Source organism: Micromonospora cynarisoli, from assembly GCF_030518815.1.
Classification (GTDB): Bacteria; Actinomycetota; Actinomycetes; order Mycobacteriales; family Micromonosporaceae; genus Micromonospora; species Micromonospora wenchangensis.
In genome coordinates this window covers 3,966,468-3,984,629 of record NZ_CP130426.1, presented here as the reverse complement: position 1 = coordinate 3,984,629, position 18,162 = coordinate 3,966,468, and the positions used below count along the sequence as shown (strand labels likewise).

The window sequence follows — 18,162 nt, the reverse complement described above, 5'->3', positions numbered from 1 at the left end:
CTCGCCCCGGAACGTCACGGTGTCGCGGCACGTGGTGGAGGTAGGGCAACCTACGGCGCGCTTTCAGGTCGTACTCAGGCGGGGGTGCGGGCCCCGACCGGCTCGGCGGGTGCGGTCGCGGCGGCCTCGGCGGACTGCGGGGCCGGCGGCTGGACGGCGGTGACCGGCACGACGGGAACCTCGGGGCGGCGCAGGCGGGCCGCCCGGCGTTCCCGGGCCGGCCCGGAGAGCAGGTGGGCCAGCGCGGTCGCCGCGCCGATCGCGGCGCAGCCCAGCCAGAGCGTGGCGTTGCCGGCGTGTTCGCGCACCAGCCCGCCGAGCAGCGGGGCGACCGCCCCGGCCACCTGCCAGGACAGCGAGAAGACGCCCTGGTAGCGGCCGCGCAGTTCGGCGGGGGAGAGCTCGGCGATCAGGGTGGCGTTGGACGGCGAGTTGAGCATCTCGCCGAGCGTCCAGATCAGCACGGTCAACCCGAAGAACCAGGCGGCGTCGGCGAACGCGGTCAGCCCGAAGCCGACCCCCATCACCACCGAGGCGAGGGCGAGCACGTGTGACCGGCTCCGTCCCCGGATCAGCCGGGGCACGAAGAGTTGCCCCACCACGATCAGCACCCCGTTGAGCGCGATCACCGAGCCGTAGGTGGCGGGGGAGAGCCCGGCGTCGCCCATCGCGATCGGCAGCATCGAGATGTGCTGGAGGAAGACCAGCGCGCCGAACAGGTTGAGCACGACGAAGCCCAGGAACACCCGGTCGGCGGCGATGGTGCGCAGCGCGCCCGCCCGGGGCGGCCCACCGGCGCGGCCGGCGGTGCCCTCGGCGACGGCCGTCGGGCGGCGGGTCTCGCCGACCTTGACGAAGATGATCAACGCGGTGACCAGGGTGGTGGCCGCGTCGACCACGAACAACAGCAGGTAGCCGGCCTCGGCGGCGAGGCCGGCGAGCACGGCGGCGCAGGCGAAGCCCAGGTTGATCGCCCAGTAGTTGAGGGAGAACGCGCGCAGCCGGTCCCGCTCCGGCACCACGTCGATCATCATGGCACCGAAGGCCGGCCGGGCGGCCTCGGCGAACGTGCCGAGCAGCAGCGCGCCCACCGCGACCGCCCAGAGCGGCCGGGCGAAGCCGAGCGTCAGCATCATGGTGGCCGCGCCCAGGTGGGCGGTGAGCAGGGTGGGCCGTCGCCCCCACCTGTCGACCAGGGTGCCGCCCACGGTGGTGCCGACCGCGCCGCCGACCCCCCACAGGCCCATCACCAGGCCGGCCTGGGCGGCCGAGAAGTGGCGGGCCTGGGTGAGGTAGATGGCGAGGAAGACCAGCACGAACGAGCCGAGCCGGTTGATCAGGGTGCCCGTCCAGAGGTACCAGAAGGTCCTCGGTAGCCCACCTGTGGTCTCCCGGAACCAACCCCGTACCGTCCGCACGCCCGCGCCCCCGCTCAGGTAATGACCGCTGTCCTCAAAGCGCCTTACAACCTAGTTCCGGGGGCGGACACCGGTCATCCGTTTTTCCACGTGGTGGTCGTCACCACCACCGCCCGCGTGTCCCCGCGTGCCGTGCGGCAGGATGATCGGCATGACTGCGAGCGAGGGGCCCACCGTCGGGACGCTGGTCCTGCTGCGGCACGGCGAGAGCGACTGGAACGCGAAGAACCTCTTCACCGGCTGGGTCGACGTCGACCTGACGGCCAAGGGTGAGGCGGAGGCGCGTCGCGGCGGCGAGCTGCTGCGCGAGCACGGCCTGCTGCCGGACGTGGTGCACACCAGCGTGATGCGCCGGGCGATCCGCACCGCCGAACTGGCGCTGAACGCCGCCGACCGGCACTGGATCGCGGTGCGCCGGTCGTGGCGGCTCAACGAGCGGCACTACGGCGCCCTACAGGGCAAGAACAAGAAGCAGACCCTGGACGAGTACGGCGAGGAGCAGTTCATGCTCTGGCGTCGCTCGTACGACACGCCGCCGCCGCCGATCGCCGACGACGACGAGTTCTCCCAGGTCGGTGACCCGCGGTACGCGCTGCTGCCGACCGAGCTGATGCCGCGCACCGAGTGCCTCAAGGACGTGGTGGCGCGGATGCTCCCGTACTGGTACGACTCGATCGTGCCGGACATCCTCGCCGGGCGCACGGTCCTGGTGGCGGCGCACGGCAACTCGCTGCGCGCCCTGGTCAAGCACCTCGACCAGATCTCCGACGAGGCGATCGCCAAGCTGAACATCCCCACCGGCATCCCGCTGCGCTACGACCTCGACCCGCAGCTGCGCCCGCTCACCCTGGGCGGGAGCTACCTCGACCCGACCGCCGCCAAGGAGGCCGCCGCCGCGGTCGCCAATCAGGGCCGCTGAGCTGGCGAGCGGGCTCCCGGCCCGGCGGAGGTCGCCGGGCCGGGAGCCCTTCCGGTCGTCGGGGCGGTGCGTCAGCCCGCGGCGGGGGTGGTCTCCCCGGTGATCAGGTAGACCACCCGCTCGCCGGCGTTGACCGCGTGGTCGGCGAACCGCTCGTAGAACCGGCCGAGCAGGGTGGCGTCGATGGCCGTCTCCACCCCGTACGGCCACTCGTCGCCGAGCAGGATGCCGAACAGGCTCTTGTGCAGGTCGTCCATGACGTCGTCGTCGCGGTCCAGCTCGGCGGCGATGTCGGCGTCGGGGGTGGCCAGCACCTTGCCGATCTTCTCGGCCATCCGGTCGGCGACCGAGGCCATGTCGGTGAAGACGGGCCGCAACTCGGCCGGCACCGCAGGCGAGGGGTGCCGGCGCAGCGCGGTCTTCGCCACGTGGTCGGCCAGGTCGCCCATCCGCTCCAGATCGGCCGCGACGTGCAGGGCGGTGATCATCGCGCGCAGGTCGGAGGCGACCGGTGCCTGCCGGGCGAGCAGGTCGCAGACCCGCTCCTCGACGTGCTGGTAGAGGTCGTCGATCTCGGCGTCCCGCGCGATCACGGCCTCGGACGCCTCGCGGTCGGCGGTCAGCAGGCCGCGGGTGGCCTGGCGCATCGCGGCGCGTACGCCGTCGGCCATGTCCACCAGCAGTTGGCTGACGATCTGCAGGTCGGCCCGGAACTCGTCGCGCATCGTCACTTCCTGGGGTCGGTGCCGCCGGTGGTCGCAAGGACCGCTGGCGTACGGGTTGAGCAGGTGCGGGACCCACCGTAGGCGGGGGCGACGGACCCGAGATGAACCCGGATGAACGACGCGGGGACCGGGAGTGAATTTCTGCCAAAGCGAGTGTGGTTCGTCCTGTTATGGGCGATAGCCAGGTTAACAATGACCCTACGATCGCCGGGTGGAATGGGCGGTGGCGATCGTGGTGGCCCTGGTGACCGGACTGGTCGCCGGGCTGCTGCTGGCGCGTCCCGTCCAGACCTGGCGACGCCGCGCGGCGTCGTCCGGGGGCGAGGGCCCCCACGGGGACCTGGGGAGGCGTGCGATTCCCGACGACCAGTCCGGCGGGCTGACCGGCCTCGGCCGCAAGACCATCGACTCGCTGCGCGCCGGTGTCGTGGTGCTCGGCCCGGACGACGTTCCGGTGCTGGTGAACCCGGCCGCACGGGCGATGGGACTGCTCCGTACCGGCGCCACCCCCGGCTCCATCGCGGCCCATCCGCTGATCCGTACCCTCGCCGGGCAGGTCCGGCGGACCGGGGTGCGACGCGAGATCGAGCTGGACCTGCCCCGTGGCCGCGACAACGCCGGGGAGAACCCGCTCGGCGTGCACCTGCGGGCGATGGGCATCGGCGGCGGGTACATCGCCGTCGAAGCCGCCGACGTCACCGAGTCGCACCGGCTGGCCCGGGTCCGGCGGGACTTCGTGGCCAACGTCAGCCACGAGCTGAAGACCCCGATCGGGGCGCTGCAACTGCTCGCCGAGGCGCTCGTCGACGCCACCGAGCCGGCCGACGGGGCACCGGACCTCTCCGAGGACATGCTGGCCGCCCGCCGGTTCGCCGAGCGCATCCAGCACGAGTCGACCCGGCTCGGCCGGCTGGTGCAGGAGCTGCTGGAGCTGACCCGGCTCCAGGGCGCCGAGCCGCAACCCGCTCCGGAACCCGTCGCGGTCGACTGGGTGATCGCCGAGGTGCTCGACCGGACCCGCACCTCGGCCGCCGCCCGCCGGGTCCAGGTGATCACCGAGGGGCAGCGGGGACTGACCGCGTACGGCAGCGACAGCCAGCTCGCCACCGCCGTGTCCAACCTGGTGGAGAACGCGATCACCTACTCCGGCGAGGACACCACCGTGCGGGTCGTCACCCGGGCCGACGACGACCACGTCACGGTCTCCGTCACCGACCAGGGCATCGGCATCGCCCCGACCGACGTCGACCGGATCTTCGAGCGGTTCTACCGGGCCGACCAGGCCCGGTCCCGCGCCACCGGTGGCACCGGCCTCGGCCTGGCCATCGTCAAACACATCGCCAGCAACCATGGCGGCCGGGTGGAGGTGGCGAGCACCCTGGGTGGGGGGTCGACGTTCACCCTCCGGCTACCCGCCAGCCCACCGGACGCCCTGGAGTCGCTACTGCCGTCCGCTGGTATCGAGCCCGGCCCGACCGACCCTGCGCCGGGCCTGACCGTAGGAAAGGAAACGCCCCGTTGAGCCGCGTACTGGTGGTCGAGGACGAGGAGTCGTTCTCCGACGCCCTGTCGTACATGCTCCGCAAGGAGGGTTTCGAGGTCTCCGTCGCCGCGACGGGCACCTCCGCCCTCACCGAGTTCGACCGGACCGGCGCGGACATCGTGCTGCTCGACCTGATGCTCCCGGAGATGTCCGGGACGGAGGTCTGCCGGCAGCTGCGGCAGCGCTCGCACGTGCCGATCATCATGGTGACCGCCCGGGACAGTGAGATCGACAAGGTGGTCGGGCTGGAGATCGGCGCCGACGACTACGTCACCAAGCCGTACTCACCCCGGGAGCTGGTGGCCCGGATCCGGGCGGTGCTGCGCCGGCAGAGCCCCGAGGTGACCGAGTCGGGGGCACCGACGCTGGCCGCCGGCCCGGTCCGGATGGACATCGAACGGCACGTGGTGACCGTCGACGGGGCTGCCGTGCAGCTCCCGCTCAAGGAGTTCGAGCTGCTGGAACTGCTGCTGCGCAACGCCGGCCGGGTGCTCACCCGGGGTCAGCTCATCGACCGGGTCTGGGGAGCCGACTACGTCGGTGACACCAAGACCCTCGACGTGCACGTCAAGCGGCTGCGGTCCAAGATCGAGCCGGAGCCGTCCGCGCCCCGGTTCATCGTCACCGTGCGCGGGCTGGGCTACAAGTTCGAGCCGTAGGCCGGCACACCGTTCACCCCTGCGGGCTGGCCGGGTGCGGGGCGATCTGTCCCTGGCCCAGCCGGGCCGCGCACAGCTCGGCCAGCCGCGCGTACGCGGGCGCGCCGACCAGCGCGGTCAGCTCCGGGCCGTACGACAGGTACATCGGCTCGGTGCCGACGTGCGCGTCGGTCGACGAGGTGCACCACCAGTCCAGGTCGTGCCCGCCGGAGCCCCAGCCCCGCCTGTCGAACTCGGCGAGCGTCGACACCAGCACCTTCGTGTCGTCGGGCCGGGTGGTCCACTCCTGGTCCCGGCGGATCGGCAACTGCCAGCAGACGTCCGGCTTGTACTCCAGCGGGTGCACGCCGTCGCGCAGCGCCTGTCCGTGCAGCGCGCAGCCGCCCCCGCCGGGGAAGTCGGCGTCGTTGAGGAACACGCACGGCGCGTCCTCGCCCCGGGTGGCCGTCCGCCGGGCCGGGTTCCTGCCGTCGATCGTGTCGGTCGCGGTCCAGTTCTTCGTACCCTTGCGGAAGTGCTGCCAGGTCTGCGGGGTGAGCCGCTTGACGGCCGCGCGGACCCGCTTCTCGTCGTCGCCGTCGGTGAAGAACGCGCCGTGCGAGCAGCAGCCGTCGGCGGCCCGCCCAGCCACGATGCCGTGGCAGCCCCGGCCGAAGACGCACGTCCAGCGGGACAGCAACCAGGTGAGGTCGGCGCGCACCAGGTGCCGCTCGTCGGCCGGGTCGACGAACTCGATCCACTCCCGGGGGAAGTCCAGCCCGACCTCCCGGCTGCGGGGGTCGTCGGGGCCGTCCACCAGCACGTGCAGCTCCACCTGGCTCGTCACCCGGCCCAGCGTACGCGTGAGTGAACCCGCCGGCCGGCATGCCGTCGAAACGTGGTGGCCCTAGATTCTTCTCATGCGGCTGGGTGTGCTCGACGTCGGTTCCAACACGGTGCATCTGCTTCTGGTCGACGCGCACCACGGCGCGCACCCGTGGGCCGCGCACTCCGAGAAGGTGGTGCTGCGGCTGGCCGAGCAGATCGGCCCCGACGGCGCGCTCACCCAGGCCGGCGCGGACGGGCTGGTCGAGGCGGTCGGGGCGGCCCGTGCGGCGGCCACCGCGCTGGCCGCCGACGACCTGCTGGCCTTCGCGACCAGCGCGGTGCGCGACGCCACCAACGCGGCCGAGGTGCTGACCCGGGTCCGCGAGGAGACCGGGGTACGGCTGGAGGTGCTCTCCGGGGCGGACGAGGCGCGGGCGACGTTCCTCGCCGTCCGGCGGTGGTTCGGCTGGTCGGCGGGGCGGCTGCTGGCGATGGACATCGGCGGTGGCTCGCTGGAGCTGGCCGCCGGCATCGACGAGGATCCGGAGGTGGCGGTGTCGCTGCCGCTGGGCGCCGGCCGGTTGAGCCGGGAACGGCTGCACGTCGACCCGGCCGGGCCGACCCCGCCGACCGCCGAGGCCGTGGAGGAACTGCGCGAGTACGTCGACGCGCAGCTCGACCCGGTGGTGGAGAAGCTGGCCGGGGTGGGCTGGGAGCGGCCGGTCGCCACCTCGAAGACCTTCCGGACGCTGGCCCGGCTGACCGGGGCGGCCCCTTCCTCGGCGGGGCTGTGGGCGCGGCGCAGCCTCACCCGCACGGGGCTGCGGCAGGTGCTGGGGTTCGTCAGGCACATCCCGCCGGCCCAGCTGCCCGGGCTGGAGGGGGTGAGCGCCGGCCGGGCGCACCAACTGCTGGCCGGGGCGGTGGTGGCCGAGGCGGTGCTGCGCCGGCTCGACGTGCCGGCGGTGGACATCTGCCCGTGGGCGCTGCGTGAGGGCGTCATCCTCAGACGGTTGGATCAGCTCGAACCGATGTGACGTGCGCCGGTCGTCGCGCGGCTTTTGCCGCTGCTCGTCCGGAACTGCGGTGGCGGGCCGGGCTACCCTCGGGGATGTGACTTCCCGCGTCCCGGTGCTCCTGTCCAGTTCCTCGGTCTTTCCTGAGCGGACCGCGGCGGCGTTCCAGCTCGCCGCGGCACTCGGCTACGACGGGGTCGAGGTGATGGTCTGGACCGACGCCGTCAGCCAGGACGCCGGGGCGCTGCGCGGTCTCGCCGCGCACTACGGCGTCCCGGTGCTGTCGGTGCACGCCCCCTGCCTGCTGGTCACCCAGCGGGTGTGGAGCCCCGACCCGTGGGAGCGGCTGCGCCGGGCCGCCGAGCTGGCCGACACGCTGGAGGCACCCACGGTGGTGGTGCACCCGCCGTTCACCTGGCAGCGCGACTACGCCCGCAACTTCGCCGACGGGCTGCGCACCGTCGCCGACCGGTTCACCGGGCTGCACTTCGCGGTGGAGAACATGTACCCGGTGCGGATGGCCGGCCGGCAGTTCGTGCCGTACGTGCCCGGCTGGGACCCGACCGACGTCGGCTATCCCGCGTACACCCTCGACCTGTCGCACTGCGCCGCGTCGCACAGCGACCCGCTCGCGATGGCCGACCGGATGGGCGCCGGCCTGGCCCACGTCCACCTCGGCGACGGCACCGGCGAGGGCCGCGACGAGCACCTGGTGCCCGGCCGGGGCACCCAGCCCTGCGCCGAACTGCTCCGCTCCCTGGCCGGCCGCGGCTTCACCGGCTCGGTCGCGGTGGAGGTCACCACCCGGGGCGCGAGGAGCCGCGCCGTCCGCGAGGCCGACCTCCGCGAGTCCCTCGCCTTCGCCCGCGCCCACCTGACCGCCCCCACCCCCCTCAACGCCTGACCCCCACCCGCCCCCGCCCCGGAAGGGGGTGGGGAGAGGTCAGGGAACCGGGGTGAGGGTGGGTTGTTCGGCGGCGCGTTTGCGGGCGCGGTGGGCGGCCACGTGGGAGCGGGTGGCGCAGCGCTCCGAACAGAACCGGCGGCAGCAGTTCGACGAGGTGTCCAGGTAGACGTTGCCGCAGCGTTCGTCGGCGCAGACCCCGAACCGGGCGCTGCCGTACTCGCAGAGCCACACCGACAGGCCCCACGCCGCGCCGGCCAGGTATTCGGCGCTGACCGACGCACCCCGGCTGGTCACGTGCATGTGCCAGTCGCTGGAGTCGTGCCCGGAGATGCGCGGCTGCACCGGGAACGCCTCCAGCAGGGCGTTCAACTCGGCCACCGCCTGGGCGTCGCGCCCCGAGGTGCCGTACTCGAAGACGTCGCGCAACCGCTTCTGCGCCCGTCGGAAGACCGCCAGGTCCCGGTCGGCCACCTCGTCGCGCATCCACGCGTTCTCGTCCGGAATGAGGGCCCGCAGGTCGTCGAGGTCGTCCAGGTGGGCGTTGACGAGGTCAACCCCGGTCCTGGCGTACGCGTCGAAGTTCACCCGACCAACGGTAGACGACTCACGCGGCACGCGGCGCGTCGATGTAGTGCGGCAGGAAGCGCGCGTAACCGTCGGTGATCAGACTTTCGCTCTCCCGGATGCCGACGCCGGCGGACCCGCCGTCGACGATCCAGCTCCCCAGCACCATCCGACCCCCGTCGAACTGCGGCAGCGGCCGGAACTCCTGATAGCAGAAGCCCTCGTCACCGTAGATCCCGGGATTGCTGATCTCCGTGTCACCGGTCACGATTCGTACCGAACCGCCCTCCCGGCCGAGCAGCGGCTTCGCCACGTACTCCGGCATCCCGCGCGGTGAGTCCAGGTACGCCGGCAGCAGGTACTCGTGCCCGGGGAACAGCTCCCAGAGCACGGCCAGCAGCGCCTTGTTCGACAGCAGCAGCTTCCAGGCCGGTTCGATCCAGGTGGTCGGGGTGCCCGGGTCCAGCGCCGGCCGGCCGTACGGCTCGGCCAGCATCCACTCCCACGGGTAGAGCTTGAAGCAGGTGGTGACCGGCCGGTCGACGGCGTCGACGAAGCGCCGGCCGTCCCAGCCGAGGTGCTGGATCGGCAGCAGCGTCACGTCCAGCCCGGCCTGCCGGGCCGTCTCGGCCAGGTAGCCGGCGGTGATCTGGTCCTCGCCGGACTCCTCCTCGTTGGACCAGCACACGTGCACCCGCCGGTCGTGCAGCCCCGCCCCGATCTTGGCCCACGCCCCGACCAGCCGCTCGTGCAGGCTGTTCCACTGGTCGGCGTCGGGCCGGGTGTCCTCCAGCCAGTACCACTGCACGATGCTCGCCTCGACCAGGGCGGTCGGGGTGTCGGCGTTGTACTCCAGCAGCTTCGGCGGCCACGTGCCGTCGTAGGCGAGGTCGAACCGGCCGTACAGGGTGGGTGGGTGCTCGTGCAACGACCGGGCGACCGCCTGCGCCGCCCAGGCGGGGATGCCGAACTCGGCGTACCGGTTGCGGGCCACCACGTGCTCGGCGGCGGCCACCGACATCCGGTGCAGCTCCTCGGTCGCCTCCTCCAGCCGCAGCACCTCGTCGAGATCGAAGGCGTACGCGGCTGACTCGTCCCAGTACGACATGATCTCGCCGTCGGGCAGCTCGGTGTCGACGTACACCAGGCCCTGGGTGCGGATCACGGCGTCGGAGTCCGGGCGGGGGGTGACCCGCTCCCGGCGCACCGTCAGCCGCCGCAGGAGGCGAGATGGGTGCCGAAACCGCCGCGCTCCGGCAGCGCGCCGGCAACCGGGTCGGGCGCGGCGGCCCGGGGGTCGATGCCGACGGTCGGCACCTGCATGGCGAGTGCCACGGTGTCCCCGCCGCCGACCGGCCCGAGGGCGCAGTCGTCATCGTCGTCGTCGGAGGTGAGGTTGCAGCCGGAGAGGGCGAGTGCCAGCGCGGTGAGCGCGCCGAGCTGCACGGAGGCCGACCGCAGCCGGCGGCGGGGGTGTCGTTCCACGTTCATGGTTGTAACTGATCCACGCCAACGGCGCGTCCCCTGACCGGCCCGCCGCCGTGGCCGGAACCGGTCCGCCCCGCCGCCGGGCGCGACCGTACGGTCGGGCGTTACGCTCGGCGCATGCTCCGTTCCGTCATCCTCGCCGCCTCCCGGTCATCCCAGGTCGAGCGGCTCGTCGCGACGGCCCCGTTCACCCGGGACGTCGTCCGCCGGTTCGTCGCCGGCACCGGCACCGACGACGCGTTGCGCGCCACCCGCGAACTCGTCGCCGACGGCCTCCGGGTCACCCTCGACAACCTCGGCGAGGACACCGTCACCGCCGAACAGGCCACCGCCACCCGGGACGAGTACCTCGCCCTGCTGCGGGCGCTCGCCGCCGCCGGGCTCGCCCCGGCCGCCGAGGTGAGCGTGAAGCTCTCCGCCCTCGGCCAGCGTTTCGACGAGCGGTTGGCGTACGACAACGCGCGGGCGATCTGCGTGGCGGCCGACGAGGCGGGCACCACGGTCACCCTGGACATGGAGGACCACACCACCACCGACTCGACCCTGGACACGCTGGTCAAGCTGCGCAAGGACCATCCGTCGACAGGCGCGGTGCTCCAGGCGTACCTGCGGCGGACCGAGTCGGACTGCCGGGAACTGGCCGGTGCCGGGTCGCGGGTCCGGTTGTGCAAGGGCGCGTACGCCGAGCCGGAGTCGGTGGCTTACCAGTCGGCCCGCGAGGTGGACAAGTCGTACGTGCGCTGCCTCAACGTGCTGATGTCCGGGGCGGGCTACCCGATGCTCGCCACCCACGACCCGCGCCTGATCGCCATCGGCGAGGACCGGGCCCGCTGGTTCGACCGGGGGCCCGGCGAGTTCGAGTTCCAGATGCTGTACGGCATCCGCCCCGACGAGCAGGCCCGGCTGGCCGGCGAGGGCTACACGGTGCGCACCTACCTGCCGTACGGGGAGGACTGGTACGGCTACCTGATGCGCCGCCTCGCCGAGCGTCCCGCGAACCTGGTCTTCTTCGGCCGGGCCCTGGCCTCGAAGAAGTAGGCCGCCGGGGCCGGCCCGGCAGACACCAGGTCACGACCGGGTGAACGACGCCTGGAGCGCGATCAGTTGTGGGAAGGGATCGCGCAGGTCACAGCCGTCCCGCTACCGTACTGGTAACACGCGCGTTGCCGGCCCGTACGGGAGCTCCGTCGGGTGGCGCGCGCCGGGCATGGGATGGGTCGGGTGAGCCATGGCCGGGTCGCAGTCCTCCGACGGTCGGCTGTCGGACGTCAGGTTCCTCACGGTCGCCGAGGTCGCCTCGGTGATGCGGGTCTCCAAGATGACGGTCTACCGCCTGGTGCACAGCGGTGAGCTCACCGCCGTACGGGTGGGCCGGTCGTTCCGGGTGCCCGAGCACGCGGTGCACGACTATCTGCGGGGGGCGTTCCAGGAGACCGCCTGACCCCGCCGATCGCGACGTAACGGGCATCGACGGGGGCGCGTTGGTCCTGCTGACGCTCTCCGGCTACCCTGGAGCCCGATCTGACCGTGCGCCGGTGTGCCCCGACGCCACCAGGCTGGTCCAGGTCCGTTGTCCGTAAAGCGGCCACCGGCGTCACCATCTCGACGCCGAGGGTCCGTCCCGAACGTTGCATTGAAAGGCTGTCGTATGGGCTCGGTGGTCAAGAAGCGCCGCAAGCGCATGGCTAAGAAGAAGCACCGCAAGCTGCTGCGCAAGACCCGCGTCCAGCGTCGCCGTCTCGGCAAGTGACCGACGCCGGGTCACCCCCGGCGTCCGGCACCACTTGCCATCTGTCGACCCCCGGAGGCTCAGGTGATCAGGCCGCGGACATCCCGGCTCGATCTCGCCTGCCGGTCAGGGCGTGCGCGATGACCCCCGGTGGCACCCCAGGTGCTCCGGGGGTCGTCGTCGTGACCGGGGTCGGTCGCTACCTCGGCGCGCACGTCGCCGCCCGGCTCGCCGCCGACCCCCGGATCGAACGGGTCATCGGCATCGACCCGGCCACCCCCGGCCCCGAGTTCGCCGGCCTGCTCGACCGGGTGGAACGCATCCGGCTGGACCTCGACTCGCTCGGCGGCCTGCTGGCCGACCTCGACGTCGCCGCCGTGGTCCACCTCGCCCTGGTCACCGCCCCCGACCCGCAGCACGGCGGTCGGGCGGCGATGAAGGAACAGAACGTCATCGGCACCATGCAGCTGCTCGCCGCCTGCCAGCGGGCACCCCGGCTGCGCAAGCTGGTGGTCCGGTCGTCGACCGCCGCCTACGGCGCGTCCTTCCGCGACCCGGCGGTCTTCACCGAGGAGACCGAGCCCCGCGAGGTGCCGCGCGGCGGGTTCGGCCGCGACATCCTCGACATCGAGGGGTACGTGCGCGGCTTCCGCCGCCGTCGGCCCGACGTGACCGCGACGGTGCTGCGGTTCGCCCCGTTCATCGGCTCCACCGCCGACACCACGCTCACCCGCTACTTCTCCCAGCCGGTGGTGCCCACCGTCTTCGGCCGTGATCCCCGGCTCCAGTTCGTGCACTTCGACGACGCCCTCGAAGTGCTGCACCGGTCCGTCGCCGAGGACCACCCGGGGACGTACAACGTGGCCGGGCCGGGGGTGCTCTCGCTGTCCCAGGCGATCCGCCGGGCCGGCCGGGTGGCCGTACCGGTGTGGGAGCCGGGGCTGTCCGGGGCCGCCGCGATCGCCCGTAACCTCGGCTTCGGCCGCTACGGCCTCGACCAGGTCGACCTGATCGTGCACGGCCGGGTGGTCGACACCCGCCGGCTGACCCGGGAGTACGGCTTCACCCCGCGCACCACGGCGGCGGCGTTCGACGACTTCATCCGGGCCCACCACGGCGGTGTCGTGGTCACCCAGGACCGGCTCGCCGCCGCCGAGCAGGTGGTGCTGGAGAGCATCAGGCAGGTCCGCTCCGCCGTCCGGGACCGCACGTGACCGCGCAGAACGGCCACCGGCGGCTCACCACGTCACCCGCCCCCGCCTCGCGCAACGGGTCGGGCCCCCACCCGGGTGTCCCCGCCCCGGCACGGTCCACCCCGGTCGCCGCCGGTCCGGCCGGTGCGGACGCCCCGGGGGTGGCGCGGCCCGGTGACCCGTGGGACCGCCGGGTAGCCTCCGGGCTGGCGTTCCTGCGCCGCCGCCTGTCCGGCCAGTACGAGGTGGACGAGTTCGGCTTCGACCCGGAGCTGACCGGGGCGGTCTTCCACCCGCTGCTGCGGCTGCTCTACCGCGACTGGTTCCGTACCGAGGTCACCGGCCTGGAGCACGTGCCCGCCGACGGTGCCGGCCTGGTGGTCGGCAACCACTCCGGCACGGTGGCCCTGGACGCGCTGATCCTCTCCGCGGCCCTGCACGACAAGCATCCCGCCCACCGCTACCTGCGGTTGCTCGGCGCGGACCTGGTCTTCCGGATGCCTGTGGTCTCCGAACTGGCCCGCAAGACCGGCGGCACGGTCGCCTGCAACCCGGACGCCGAGCGGCTGCTCGGCAACGGTGAGCTGGTGGGCGTCTTCCCCGAGGGGTTCAAGGGCGTCGGCAAGCTCTACTCCGACCGCTACAAGCTGCAACGCTTCGGTCGTGGCGGTTTCGTCTCGGCGGCGTTGCGCACCGGCACCCCGATCGTCCCGGTCGCCATCGTCGGCGGCGAGGAGATCTACCCGATGCTCGCCGACATCAAGCCGCTGGCCCGGCTGCTCAAGCTGCCCTACTTCCCGGTCACCCCGACGTTCCCGTGGCTGGGGCCGCTGGGCATGGTGCCGCTGCCGAGCAAGTGGTTGATCGAGTTCTGCCCGCCGATCCCGACCGCGCACCTGACCGACTCGGCCGACGACCCGCTGGTCGTGTTCAACCTCGCCGACCAGGTCCGGGAGACCATCCAGCAGACCCTGCACCAACTGCTGGAACGCCGCCCGGACCCGTTCGGCCCCTGACCGCTCCCAGCTCCCTGGTGCCTTGGGTGGCCCGGGTCAGGCCGGGCGGCGGCGTCGGTGCAGCGCCCGACCGGCGGAGACCGCGCCGGCCAGCAACCCGAGCGCGGCCGTCGACGGTACGGCGATCCGCGCGGCCCGACGGCCGGTACGGAAGTCCCGCACCTCCCAGCCCCGTTCCCGGGCCACCCGCAGCAACGCGCCGTCCGGGTTGACCGCCACCGCGCACCCCACCGCGGTGAGCATCGGCAGGTCGTTGCTGGAGTCGCTGTAGGCGGTGCAGCGGGGAAGGTCGAGCCCCTCGACCGTGGCGAGTTGGGTGACCGCCTCGGCCTTGGCCGGCCCGTGCATCAGCTCGCCCACCAGCCGACCGGTGTAGGCCCCGTCGACCACCTCGGCGACGGTGCCGATCGCGCCGGTCAGGCCGAGCCGGGCGGCGATCACCCGGCCGATCTCCACGGGCGCGGCGCTGACCAGCCAGACCCGCTGCCCGGCGTCGAGGTGCCGCTGGGCGAGCCGGTGGGTGCCGGCCCAGATCCGGGGCGCCATCAACTCGTCGAAGATCTCCTCGGCGAGCCGTTCGACGTCATCGACCCGCCAGCCCTCGACGAAGGCGAGGGCGGCCTCGCGGGCCTGCGACATGTCGCCGGCGTGCTCGGTGGCCAGCACCCGGTACCGGGCCTGCCGCCAGGCGAACCGGGCCAGGTCGCCGGTGGTGAAGTAGCGGCGGGCGGCGAGCCCCCGGGCGAACCAGTAGATCGACGCGCCGCGCATCATCGTGTTGTCGACGTCGAAGAACGCGGCGGCGCGGGAGTGGGCCGGCGCGGGCCCGGTGGCCGTCGCGTCCGCCCAGCCGGTGGTGTGTCCGTGGGCGTCGGTGCTGACCGTGACCCTGCGGTTGCCGGCCATGGCACCTCCCCTCCGACGAGCAGCCTGCCATGATCGAGCCTAGTCCGGCGCGGACCGTGGCCGACCGGCCGGCACGGGAACTGTGGCGTGCGGCTCCGTCGCCGGTCAGCGGTCGGTCGGGCAGGTGGCGGGCACCGGGCCGAGGGCGTCGCTGCCGACCGGAGCGGGCAGCGCGCAGGCGAGCGCGGTCCGTAGCGCGTCGGAGCGCCTGCGGATGGCGTCGAGCAGGGCGAGGGACTGCCTGGTGCGTTCCCGTTCGGCGGCACCGGCCCCGTCGAGCAGGCCACCGACCGCCCGGCGCTGCCCGCTGACGAAGGTGTTCACCGCGTCCAGCGCCGTCGGATCGCCGTGCTGCACGGCACCGCCGGTGAGCAGACGTACGCCCTGGCGGGTGTCGGCGTCCATGTCGTCGAGGACCGCGCCGAAGCCGGTCGCGTCGTCGCGGAGCGTGGCCGCCTCGTCGAGCCGGGTCCGGGCGAAGTCGAGGAAGAGTTGCCCCCGGCTGACGTCCGAGCTGGCCAGGGCGAGCTGGGCGCGTTCGGTGGAGCGCTTCATGCCGTACAGGGCGTCACCCGGCACCGCGTTCTCGCTGGCGGCCGAGATGCCGGAGACGGCGACCGCCCCGGCCGCGATGCCGACCAGGATGGCACCCCGGGCCCGGGCCCGTCGGGCGGTCGCCCCGGCCAGCAGGGAGCCCCGGCCGGTGGCCTGCGACGTGCCGTCGGTGACCGGCTCGCCGGCGTGCCCGCGTTCGGCGGCGGCCACCAGCATGGCCCGCAGGCCGGCGCGGAACTCGACGTCCACCTGGACGTCGGGTCGTTCGGCGACGAGTCGCTGCCCGACCGCCACGAGCCTGGTGAGCTGGTCGTCGGCACGGGATCGGACGTGGTGGCGTAGGCCGCCGTTGGCCTCGTCGAGAAGCTGGGCGAAGCGTACGGCCCGACGACGGGAGAAAAGGTCGCTGTCCACCGCAGGCACCCCCTCTCGCTGGTCACGGCCGGTCGGCCGCGGTGGTTCCACGCGACCGGCGGCGGCGTGCACCGTCGTACCAGGGTCGTGGTCGGCGGCGCTGCTCCGGACCGGGACGGGTCCGGGGGCGCCGGACAACCACCGGCCGCACCCGGAGAAACGCTCCGTGCCGGGCCCCGGTTACGGGGCGGTCGGGAGCGAAATCACGAAGAGTGATCGTCGTGGCAGGTCAGGGCTGGAAACCGTCCGGGAGCAGACGGGCCAGCGCGCGGACCGCGCGGTACTGCAACGCCTTGATCGCTCCCTCGTTCTTGCCCATCGCGCGGGCGGTCTCGGCCACCGAGAGGCCCTGGAGGAAACGGAGCACGATGCACTCCTGCTGCTCCGGGTTGAGCCGGGTGACGGCGGTGAGCAGCGCGACGTTGGTGATGTGCTCGACCACTGCCGCCTCGGGGCTGCCCTCCGGCCCGCGGTCCTCCCGGTCGGCGTCGAGCACGTCGCCGGTGGTCACCTCCAGCCGGTAACGGCCGGACTTGAAGTGGTCGGCGACCAGGTTGCGGGCGATGGTGACCAGCCAGGCGCCGAGGTCGCGGCCCTGCCAGGTGAAGCTGCCGATCCGTTTGAGGGCGCGCAGGAAGGTGTCCGAGGTGAGGTCCTCGGCCAGTTGCCGGTTGCCGACCCGGAAGTAGACGAACCGGAAGACGGTGTCGACGTACCGGTCGTAGATCAGGCCGAACGCCTCGGCCTCACCGGCCTGGGCCCGCTCCACCAGCGTCCAGACCTCGGTGGCCGGGTCGGACGGGTCGGGGCGGCTCGGGAAGCCGGTGGGGGAGGGGCCGGCGGGCGTCGCCGTGGTGACGGGCGGTCCGGCGGCCGGAGCCGTCGGCGGCCCGCCGGGTACGGCCGGGATCAGGGCGGTGTCGTCGGCGGGTACGGCCGGGATGACGGCGGTATCGTCGGCCGGCACCACCGGGATCACGGCGGTCTCCCCGCCGGCCGGATCGGCGACGGCGGGCGGTTCACCGACCCGTCGGGTCTGCGTCGGCATGGGGGGCCGGGACTGCGAGGTCACCCGGCCAGCCGGTGTGGCGTTGCCGCCGGGGGCGGCGGGCCGGGGGGCCGCCTCGTTGGGGTGCGGGCGCTGGTGCACCCGGCGGGGCGTCGCCTCCGGGCGGGTCGGGTCGAGCCGTTCGTTGACCGTCGCCCGCGGCGTCGGCCCGGTCAGTCCGGTGGAACGGTCCGGGTAGCCGAAGGCGGTCACCGGGCCTCCCCGCGACGGGTCACGACCGTGGCCGGACAGCGGCGGGCAGCCGCCGTGCCGGCCCTGCCCCGGACGGGCAGGGCCGTGTGGGGGGGCGCCGACGCGCGGCAGATCCCCTTGAGGTGCTGGTCCAATGCGCGCACAGGCACGGGGGCCTCCTCGGGCTGAGGGGTGTCGACTCACGGCAAATGGGGTGAGCCAACCCGAGTGATGATAGGGCCAACGTCACCCGCGTGTGCCAAGTCCGTTACACAGGGCCAAAGTATTTGCCCGGCCCGCCGACCCCTGCCGGACCGGTTGTCCGTCGTGGTCGGTTGACTTTCACATCGCGACTTGTTCCCTGATGGAAATTGCAGCCCAGGGGGGTGATGGAGGGTCGCCGGCACCCCGCGCCGCCGGCCCGTCGACAGCTGTCCGCAGGTCCCCCGGCGCGCCCCCGCAGGCGGTCGGGCCGGCCCCGTTCGGGTGGTCCGGTTGACGCTGCGTAACCGTTCGGTGTGTGGGCCTGGCCGGGCGGCCGACGGCGTGTCAGACTCAGCCACCGCGCGACCGGCTCGGGCGTCCCGGGTGTGCCGCACCCGGCGACGGGCCAGACTGGGCGGGCGTGCCCGGCCCACCGCCGGGCATCCGGCACCGGCGCGTGGCGGTCCGTCCACCGCGCGCATCCCCGTCGCGGCCGAGTCCGGCCGCCCTCACCCGGAGGTCCCGATGTCCACTGCCGCCCGGCTCGCACTGATCACCCGGCCCGGTTGCCACCTGTGCGAGGACGCCAAGGCCGCGCTGGACCGGGTGGTGGCGGTCACCGGGGACCGGTGGGTGGAGAAGGACGTCACCGGCGACGTCGAGCTGGAGCGCGAGTACGGCGACCGGCTGCCGGTGGTGCTGCTCGACGGCAGGGAGCACGGCTACTGGCGGGTGGAGGAGGAGCGGTTGCTGCGTGACCTCACCACACCCCAGCTCTAGGGTGGCGCAGATCACGGTGGGTCATCGAGCGAGCGCGATTGGTGAGGGAAGTCGGGATTGCGCAATAATCGCGCGGCGG

At 73.2% G+C, this 18,162-nt stretch carries 20 protein-coding genes; 11 read left to right on the top strand and 9 right to left on the bottom strand.

The window, feature by feature from the left end; genetic code table 11:
• Positions 1–74: 74 nt before the first annotated feature.
• Positions 75–1,418 (bottom strand): MDR family MFS transporter, encoded by a 1,344-nt coding sequence (locus Q2K16_RS17005; RefSeq protein WP_302738590.1) that lies wholly within the window; start codon positions 1,416–1,418, stop codon positions 75–77.
• Between the two features lie 151 nt (positions 1,419–1,569).
• On the opposite strand from Q2K16_RS17005, the gene Q2K16_RS17000 reads away from it, so the two are divergent.
• A complete protein-coding gene (locus Q2K16_RS17000; protein WP_302738589.1) occupies positions 1,570–2,337 on the top strand; it encodes a phosphoglyceromutase in 768 nt (255 codons plus the stop codon).
• Between the two features lie 71 nt (positions 2,338–2,408).
• On the opposite strand, the gene phoU is transcribed toward Q2K16_RS17000, so the two are convergent.
• Positions 2,409–3,062, bottom strand: coding sequence for a phosphate signaling complex protein PhoU (gene phoU / locus Q2K16_RS16995; RefSeq protein ID WP_302738588.1), 654 nt, complete (start codon positions 3,060–3,062; stop codon positions 2,409–2,411).
• A 211-nt stretch (positions 3,063–3,273) separates the two neighbouring features.
• Here phoU and Q2K16_RS16990 point away from each other — a divergent pair, with 211 nt between their 5' ends.
• Both Q2K16_RS16990 and Q2K16_RS16985 read left to right on the top strand, forming a co-directional pair.
• Entirely contained in the window at positions 3,274–4,584 is a 1,311-nt protein-coding gene (locus Q2K16_RS16990; protein ID WP_302738587.1) for a sensor histidine kinase, read from the top strand.
• Entirely contained in the window at positions 4,581–5,264 is a 684-nt protein-coding gene (locus Q2K16_RS16985) for a response regulator transcription factor (RefSeq protein WP_067314784.1), read from the top strand. Before Q2K16_RS16990 ends, Q2K16_RS16985 begins: the two co-directional genes overlap by 4 nt.
• 13 nt (positions 5,265–5,277) lie before the next feature.
• Here Q2K16_RS16985 and Q2K16_RS16980 read toward each other — a convergent pair whose 3' ends face one another.
• Positions 5,278–6,090 carry a DUF3109 family protein gene (locus tag Q2K16_RS16980; RefSeq protein WP_302738586.1) on the bottom strand — a complete coding sequence of 271 codons (813 nt, stop codon included), beginning with the start codon at positions 6,088–6,090 and terminating at the stop codon, positions 5,278–5,280.
• Between the two features lie 73 nt (positions 6,091–6,163).
• On the opposite strand from Q2K16_RS16980, the gene Q2K16_RS16975 reads away from it, so the two are divergent.
• Both Q2K16_RS16975 and Q2K16_RS16970 read left to right on the top strand, forming a co-directional pair.
• Positions 6,164–7,108 (top strand): Ppx/GppA phosphatase family protein, encoded by a 945-nt coding sequence (locus Q2K16_RS16975; protein WP_302738585.1) that lies wholly within the window; start codon positions 6,164–6,166, stop codon positions 7,106–7,108.
• A 76-nt stretch (positions 7,109–7,184) separates the two neighbouring features.
• Positions 7,185–7,991, top strand: coding sequence for a sugar phosphate isomerase/epimerase family protein (locus Q2K16_RS16970; protein ID WP_302738584.1), 807 nt, complete (start codon positions 7,185–7,187; stop codon positions 7,989–7,991).
• A 39-nt stretch (positions 7,992–8,030) separates the two neighbouring features.
• Here Q2K16_RS16970 and Q2K16_RS16965 read toward each other — a convergent pair whose 3' ends face one another.
• From Q2K16_RS16965 to Q2K16_RS16955, 3 genes are read right to left on the bottom strand one after another with little or no spacing between them, the layout of a single operon-like run.
• Positions 8,031–8,579, bottom strand: coding sequence for a CGNR zinc finger domain-containing protein (locus tag Q2K16_RS16965; RefSeq protein WP_088646103.1), 549 nt, complete (start codon positions 8,577–8,579; stop codon positions 8,031–8,033).
• A 19-nt stretch (positions 8,580–8,598) separates the two neighbouring features.
• Complete coding sequence (locus Q2K16_RS16960; protein WP_302738583.1) at positions 8,599–9,765, bottom strand: glutathionylspermidine synthase family protein; 1,167 nt, start codon at positions 9,763–9,765, stop codon at positions 8,599–8,601.
• Between the two features lie 2 nt (positions 9,766–9,767).
• The gene (locus tag Q2K16_RS16955; RefSeq protein ID WP_232377627.1) at positions 9,768–10,049 is read right to left on the bottom strand and encodes a hypothetical protein; all 282 of its coding nucleotides are present in this window, start codon (positions 10,047–10,049) and stop codon (positions 9,768–9,770) included.
• A 114-nt stretch (positions 10,050–10,163) separates the two neighbouring features.
• Between Q2K16_RS16955 and Q2K16_RS16950 the strand changes: the two genes are divergently transcribed.
• The 5 genes from Q2K16_RS16950 (at position 10,164) to Q2K16_RS16930 (ending at position 13,984) form a co-directional block, all read left to right on the top strand.
• Complete coding sequence (locus Q2K16_RS16950) at positions 10,164–11,084, top strand: proline dehydrogenase family protein (protein ID WP_302738582.1); 921 nt, start codon at positions 10,164–10,166, stop codon at positions 11,082–11,084.
• A 190-nt stretch (positions 11,085–11,274) separates the two neighbouring features.
• Positions 11,275–11,487: a helix-turn-helix domain-containing protein gene (locus tag Q2K16_RS16945; RefSeq protein ID WP_088646105.1), complete on the top strand. Its 213-nt coding sequence runs from the start codon at positions 11,275–11,277 to the stop codon at positions 11,485–11,487.
• A 207-nt stretch (positions 11,488–11,694) separates the two neighbouring features.
• Positions 11,695–11,796 (top strand): 30S ribosomal protein bS22, encoded by a 102-nt coding sequence (locus tag Q2K16_RS16940; protein ID WP_007465623.1) that lies wholly within the window; start codon positions 11,695–11,697, stop codon positions 11,794–11,796.
• Positions 11,797–11,915: 119 nt separating this feature from the next.
• Complete coding sequence (locus Q2K16_RS16935) at positions 11,916–12,989, top strand: NAD-dependent epimerase/dehydratase family protein (protein ID WP_302738581.1); 1,074 nt, start codon at positions 11,916–11,918, stop codon at positions 12,987–12,989.
• Positions 12,990–13,129: 140 nt separating this feature from the next.
• Positions 13,130–13,984 carry a lysophospholipid acyltransferase family protein gene (locus Q2K16_RS16930; protein ID WP_302746511.1) on the top strand — a complete coding sequence of 285 codons (855 nt, stop codon included), beginning with the start codon at positions 13,130–13,132 and terminating at the stop codon, positions 13,982–13,984.
• A 36-nt stretch (positions 13,985–14,020) separates the two neighbouring features.
• Here the strand turns inward: Q2K16_RS16930 and Q2K16_RS16925 are convergent, their stop codons facing one another.
• The 3 genes from Q2K16_RS16925 to Q2K16_RS16915 all read right to left on the bottom strand — a co-directional run bounded on the left by Q2K16_RS16925 (position 14,021) and on the right by Q2K16_RS16915 (position 17,120).
• Positions 14,021–14,890: an HAD family hydrolase gene (locus Q2K16_RS16925; RefSeq protein WP_302738580.1), complete on the bottom strand. Its 870-nt coding sequence runs from the start codon at positions 14,888–14,890 to the stop codon at positions 14,021–14,023.
• A 105-nt stretch (positions 14,891–14,995) separates the two neighbouring features.
• The gene (locus Q2K16_RS16920) at positions 14,996–15,859 is read right to left on the bottom strand and encodes a DUF5667 domain-containing protein (protein ID WP_302738579.1); all 864 of its coding nucleotides are present in this window, start codon (positions 15,857–15,859) and stop codon (positions 14,996–14,998) included.
• 229 nt (positions 15,860–16,088) lie between these two features.
• Positions 16,089–17,120 (bottom strand): ECF subfamily RNA polymerase sigma factor, BldN family, encoded by a 1,032-nt coding sequence (locus Q2K16_RS16915; protein WP_302738578.1) that lies wholly within the window; start codon positions 17,118–17,120, stop codon positions 16,089–16,091.
• Positions 17,121–17,828: 708 nt separating this feature from the next.
• Here Q2K16_RS16915 and Q2K16_RS16910 point away from each other — a divergent pair.
• A complete protein-coding gene (locus Q2K16_RS16910) occupies positions 17,829–18,083 on the top strand; it encodes a glutaredoxin family protein (RefSeq protein WP_302738577.1) in 255 nt (84 codons plus the stop codon).
• Positions 18,084–18,162 lie beyond the last annotated feature (79 nt).

Excerpts from the sequence above, each read along its gene's own strand:
- Q2K16_RS17000 (WP_302738589.1), top strand. The coding sequence starts at position 1,570 with ATGACTGCGAGCGAGGGGCCCACCGTCGGGACGCTGGTCCTGCTGCGG.
- Q2K16_RS16940 (WP_007465623.1), top strand. The coding sequence starts at position 11,695 with ATGGGCTCGGTGGTCAAGAAGCGCCGCAAGCGCATGGCTAAGAAGAAG.
- Q2K16_RS16945 (WP_088646105.1), top strand. The coding sequence starts at position 11,275 with ATGGCCGGGTCGCAGTCCTCCGACGGTCGGCTGTCGGACGTCAGGTTC.
- Q2K16_RS16935 (WP_302738581.1), top strand. The coding sequence starts at position 11,916 with ATGACCCCCGGTGGCACCCCAGGTGCTCCGGGGGTCGTCGTCGTGACC.
- Q2K16_RS16950 (WP_302738582.1), top strand. The coding sequence starts at position 10,164 with ATGCTCCGTTCCGTCATCCTCGCCGCCTCCCGGTCATCCCAGGTCGAG.
- Q2K16_RS16910 (WP_302738577.1), top strand. The coding sequence starts at position 17,829 with ATGTCCACTGCCGCCCGGCTCGCACTGATCACCCGGCCCGGTTGCCAC.
- Q2K16_RS16955 (WP_232377627.1), bottom strand. The coding sequence starts at position 10,049 with ATGAACGTGGAACGACACCCCCGCCGCCGGCTGCGGTCGGCCTCCGTG.
- phoU (WP_302738588.1), bottom strand. The coding sequence starts at position 3,062 with ATGCGCGACGAGTTCCGGGCCGACCTGCAGATCGTCAGCCAACTGCTG.
- Q2K16_RS16975 (WP_302738585.1), top strand. The coding sequence starts at position 6,164 with ATGCGGCTGGGTGTGCTCGACGTCGGTTCCAACACGGTGCATCTGCTT.
- Q2K16_RS16925 (WP_302738580.1), bottom strand. The coding sequence starts at position 14,890 with ATGGCCGGCAACCGCAGGGTCACGGTCAGCACCGACGCCCACGGACAC.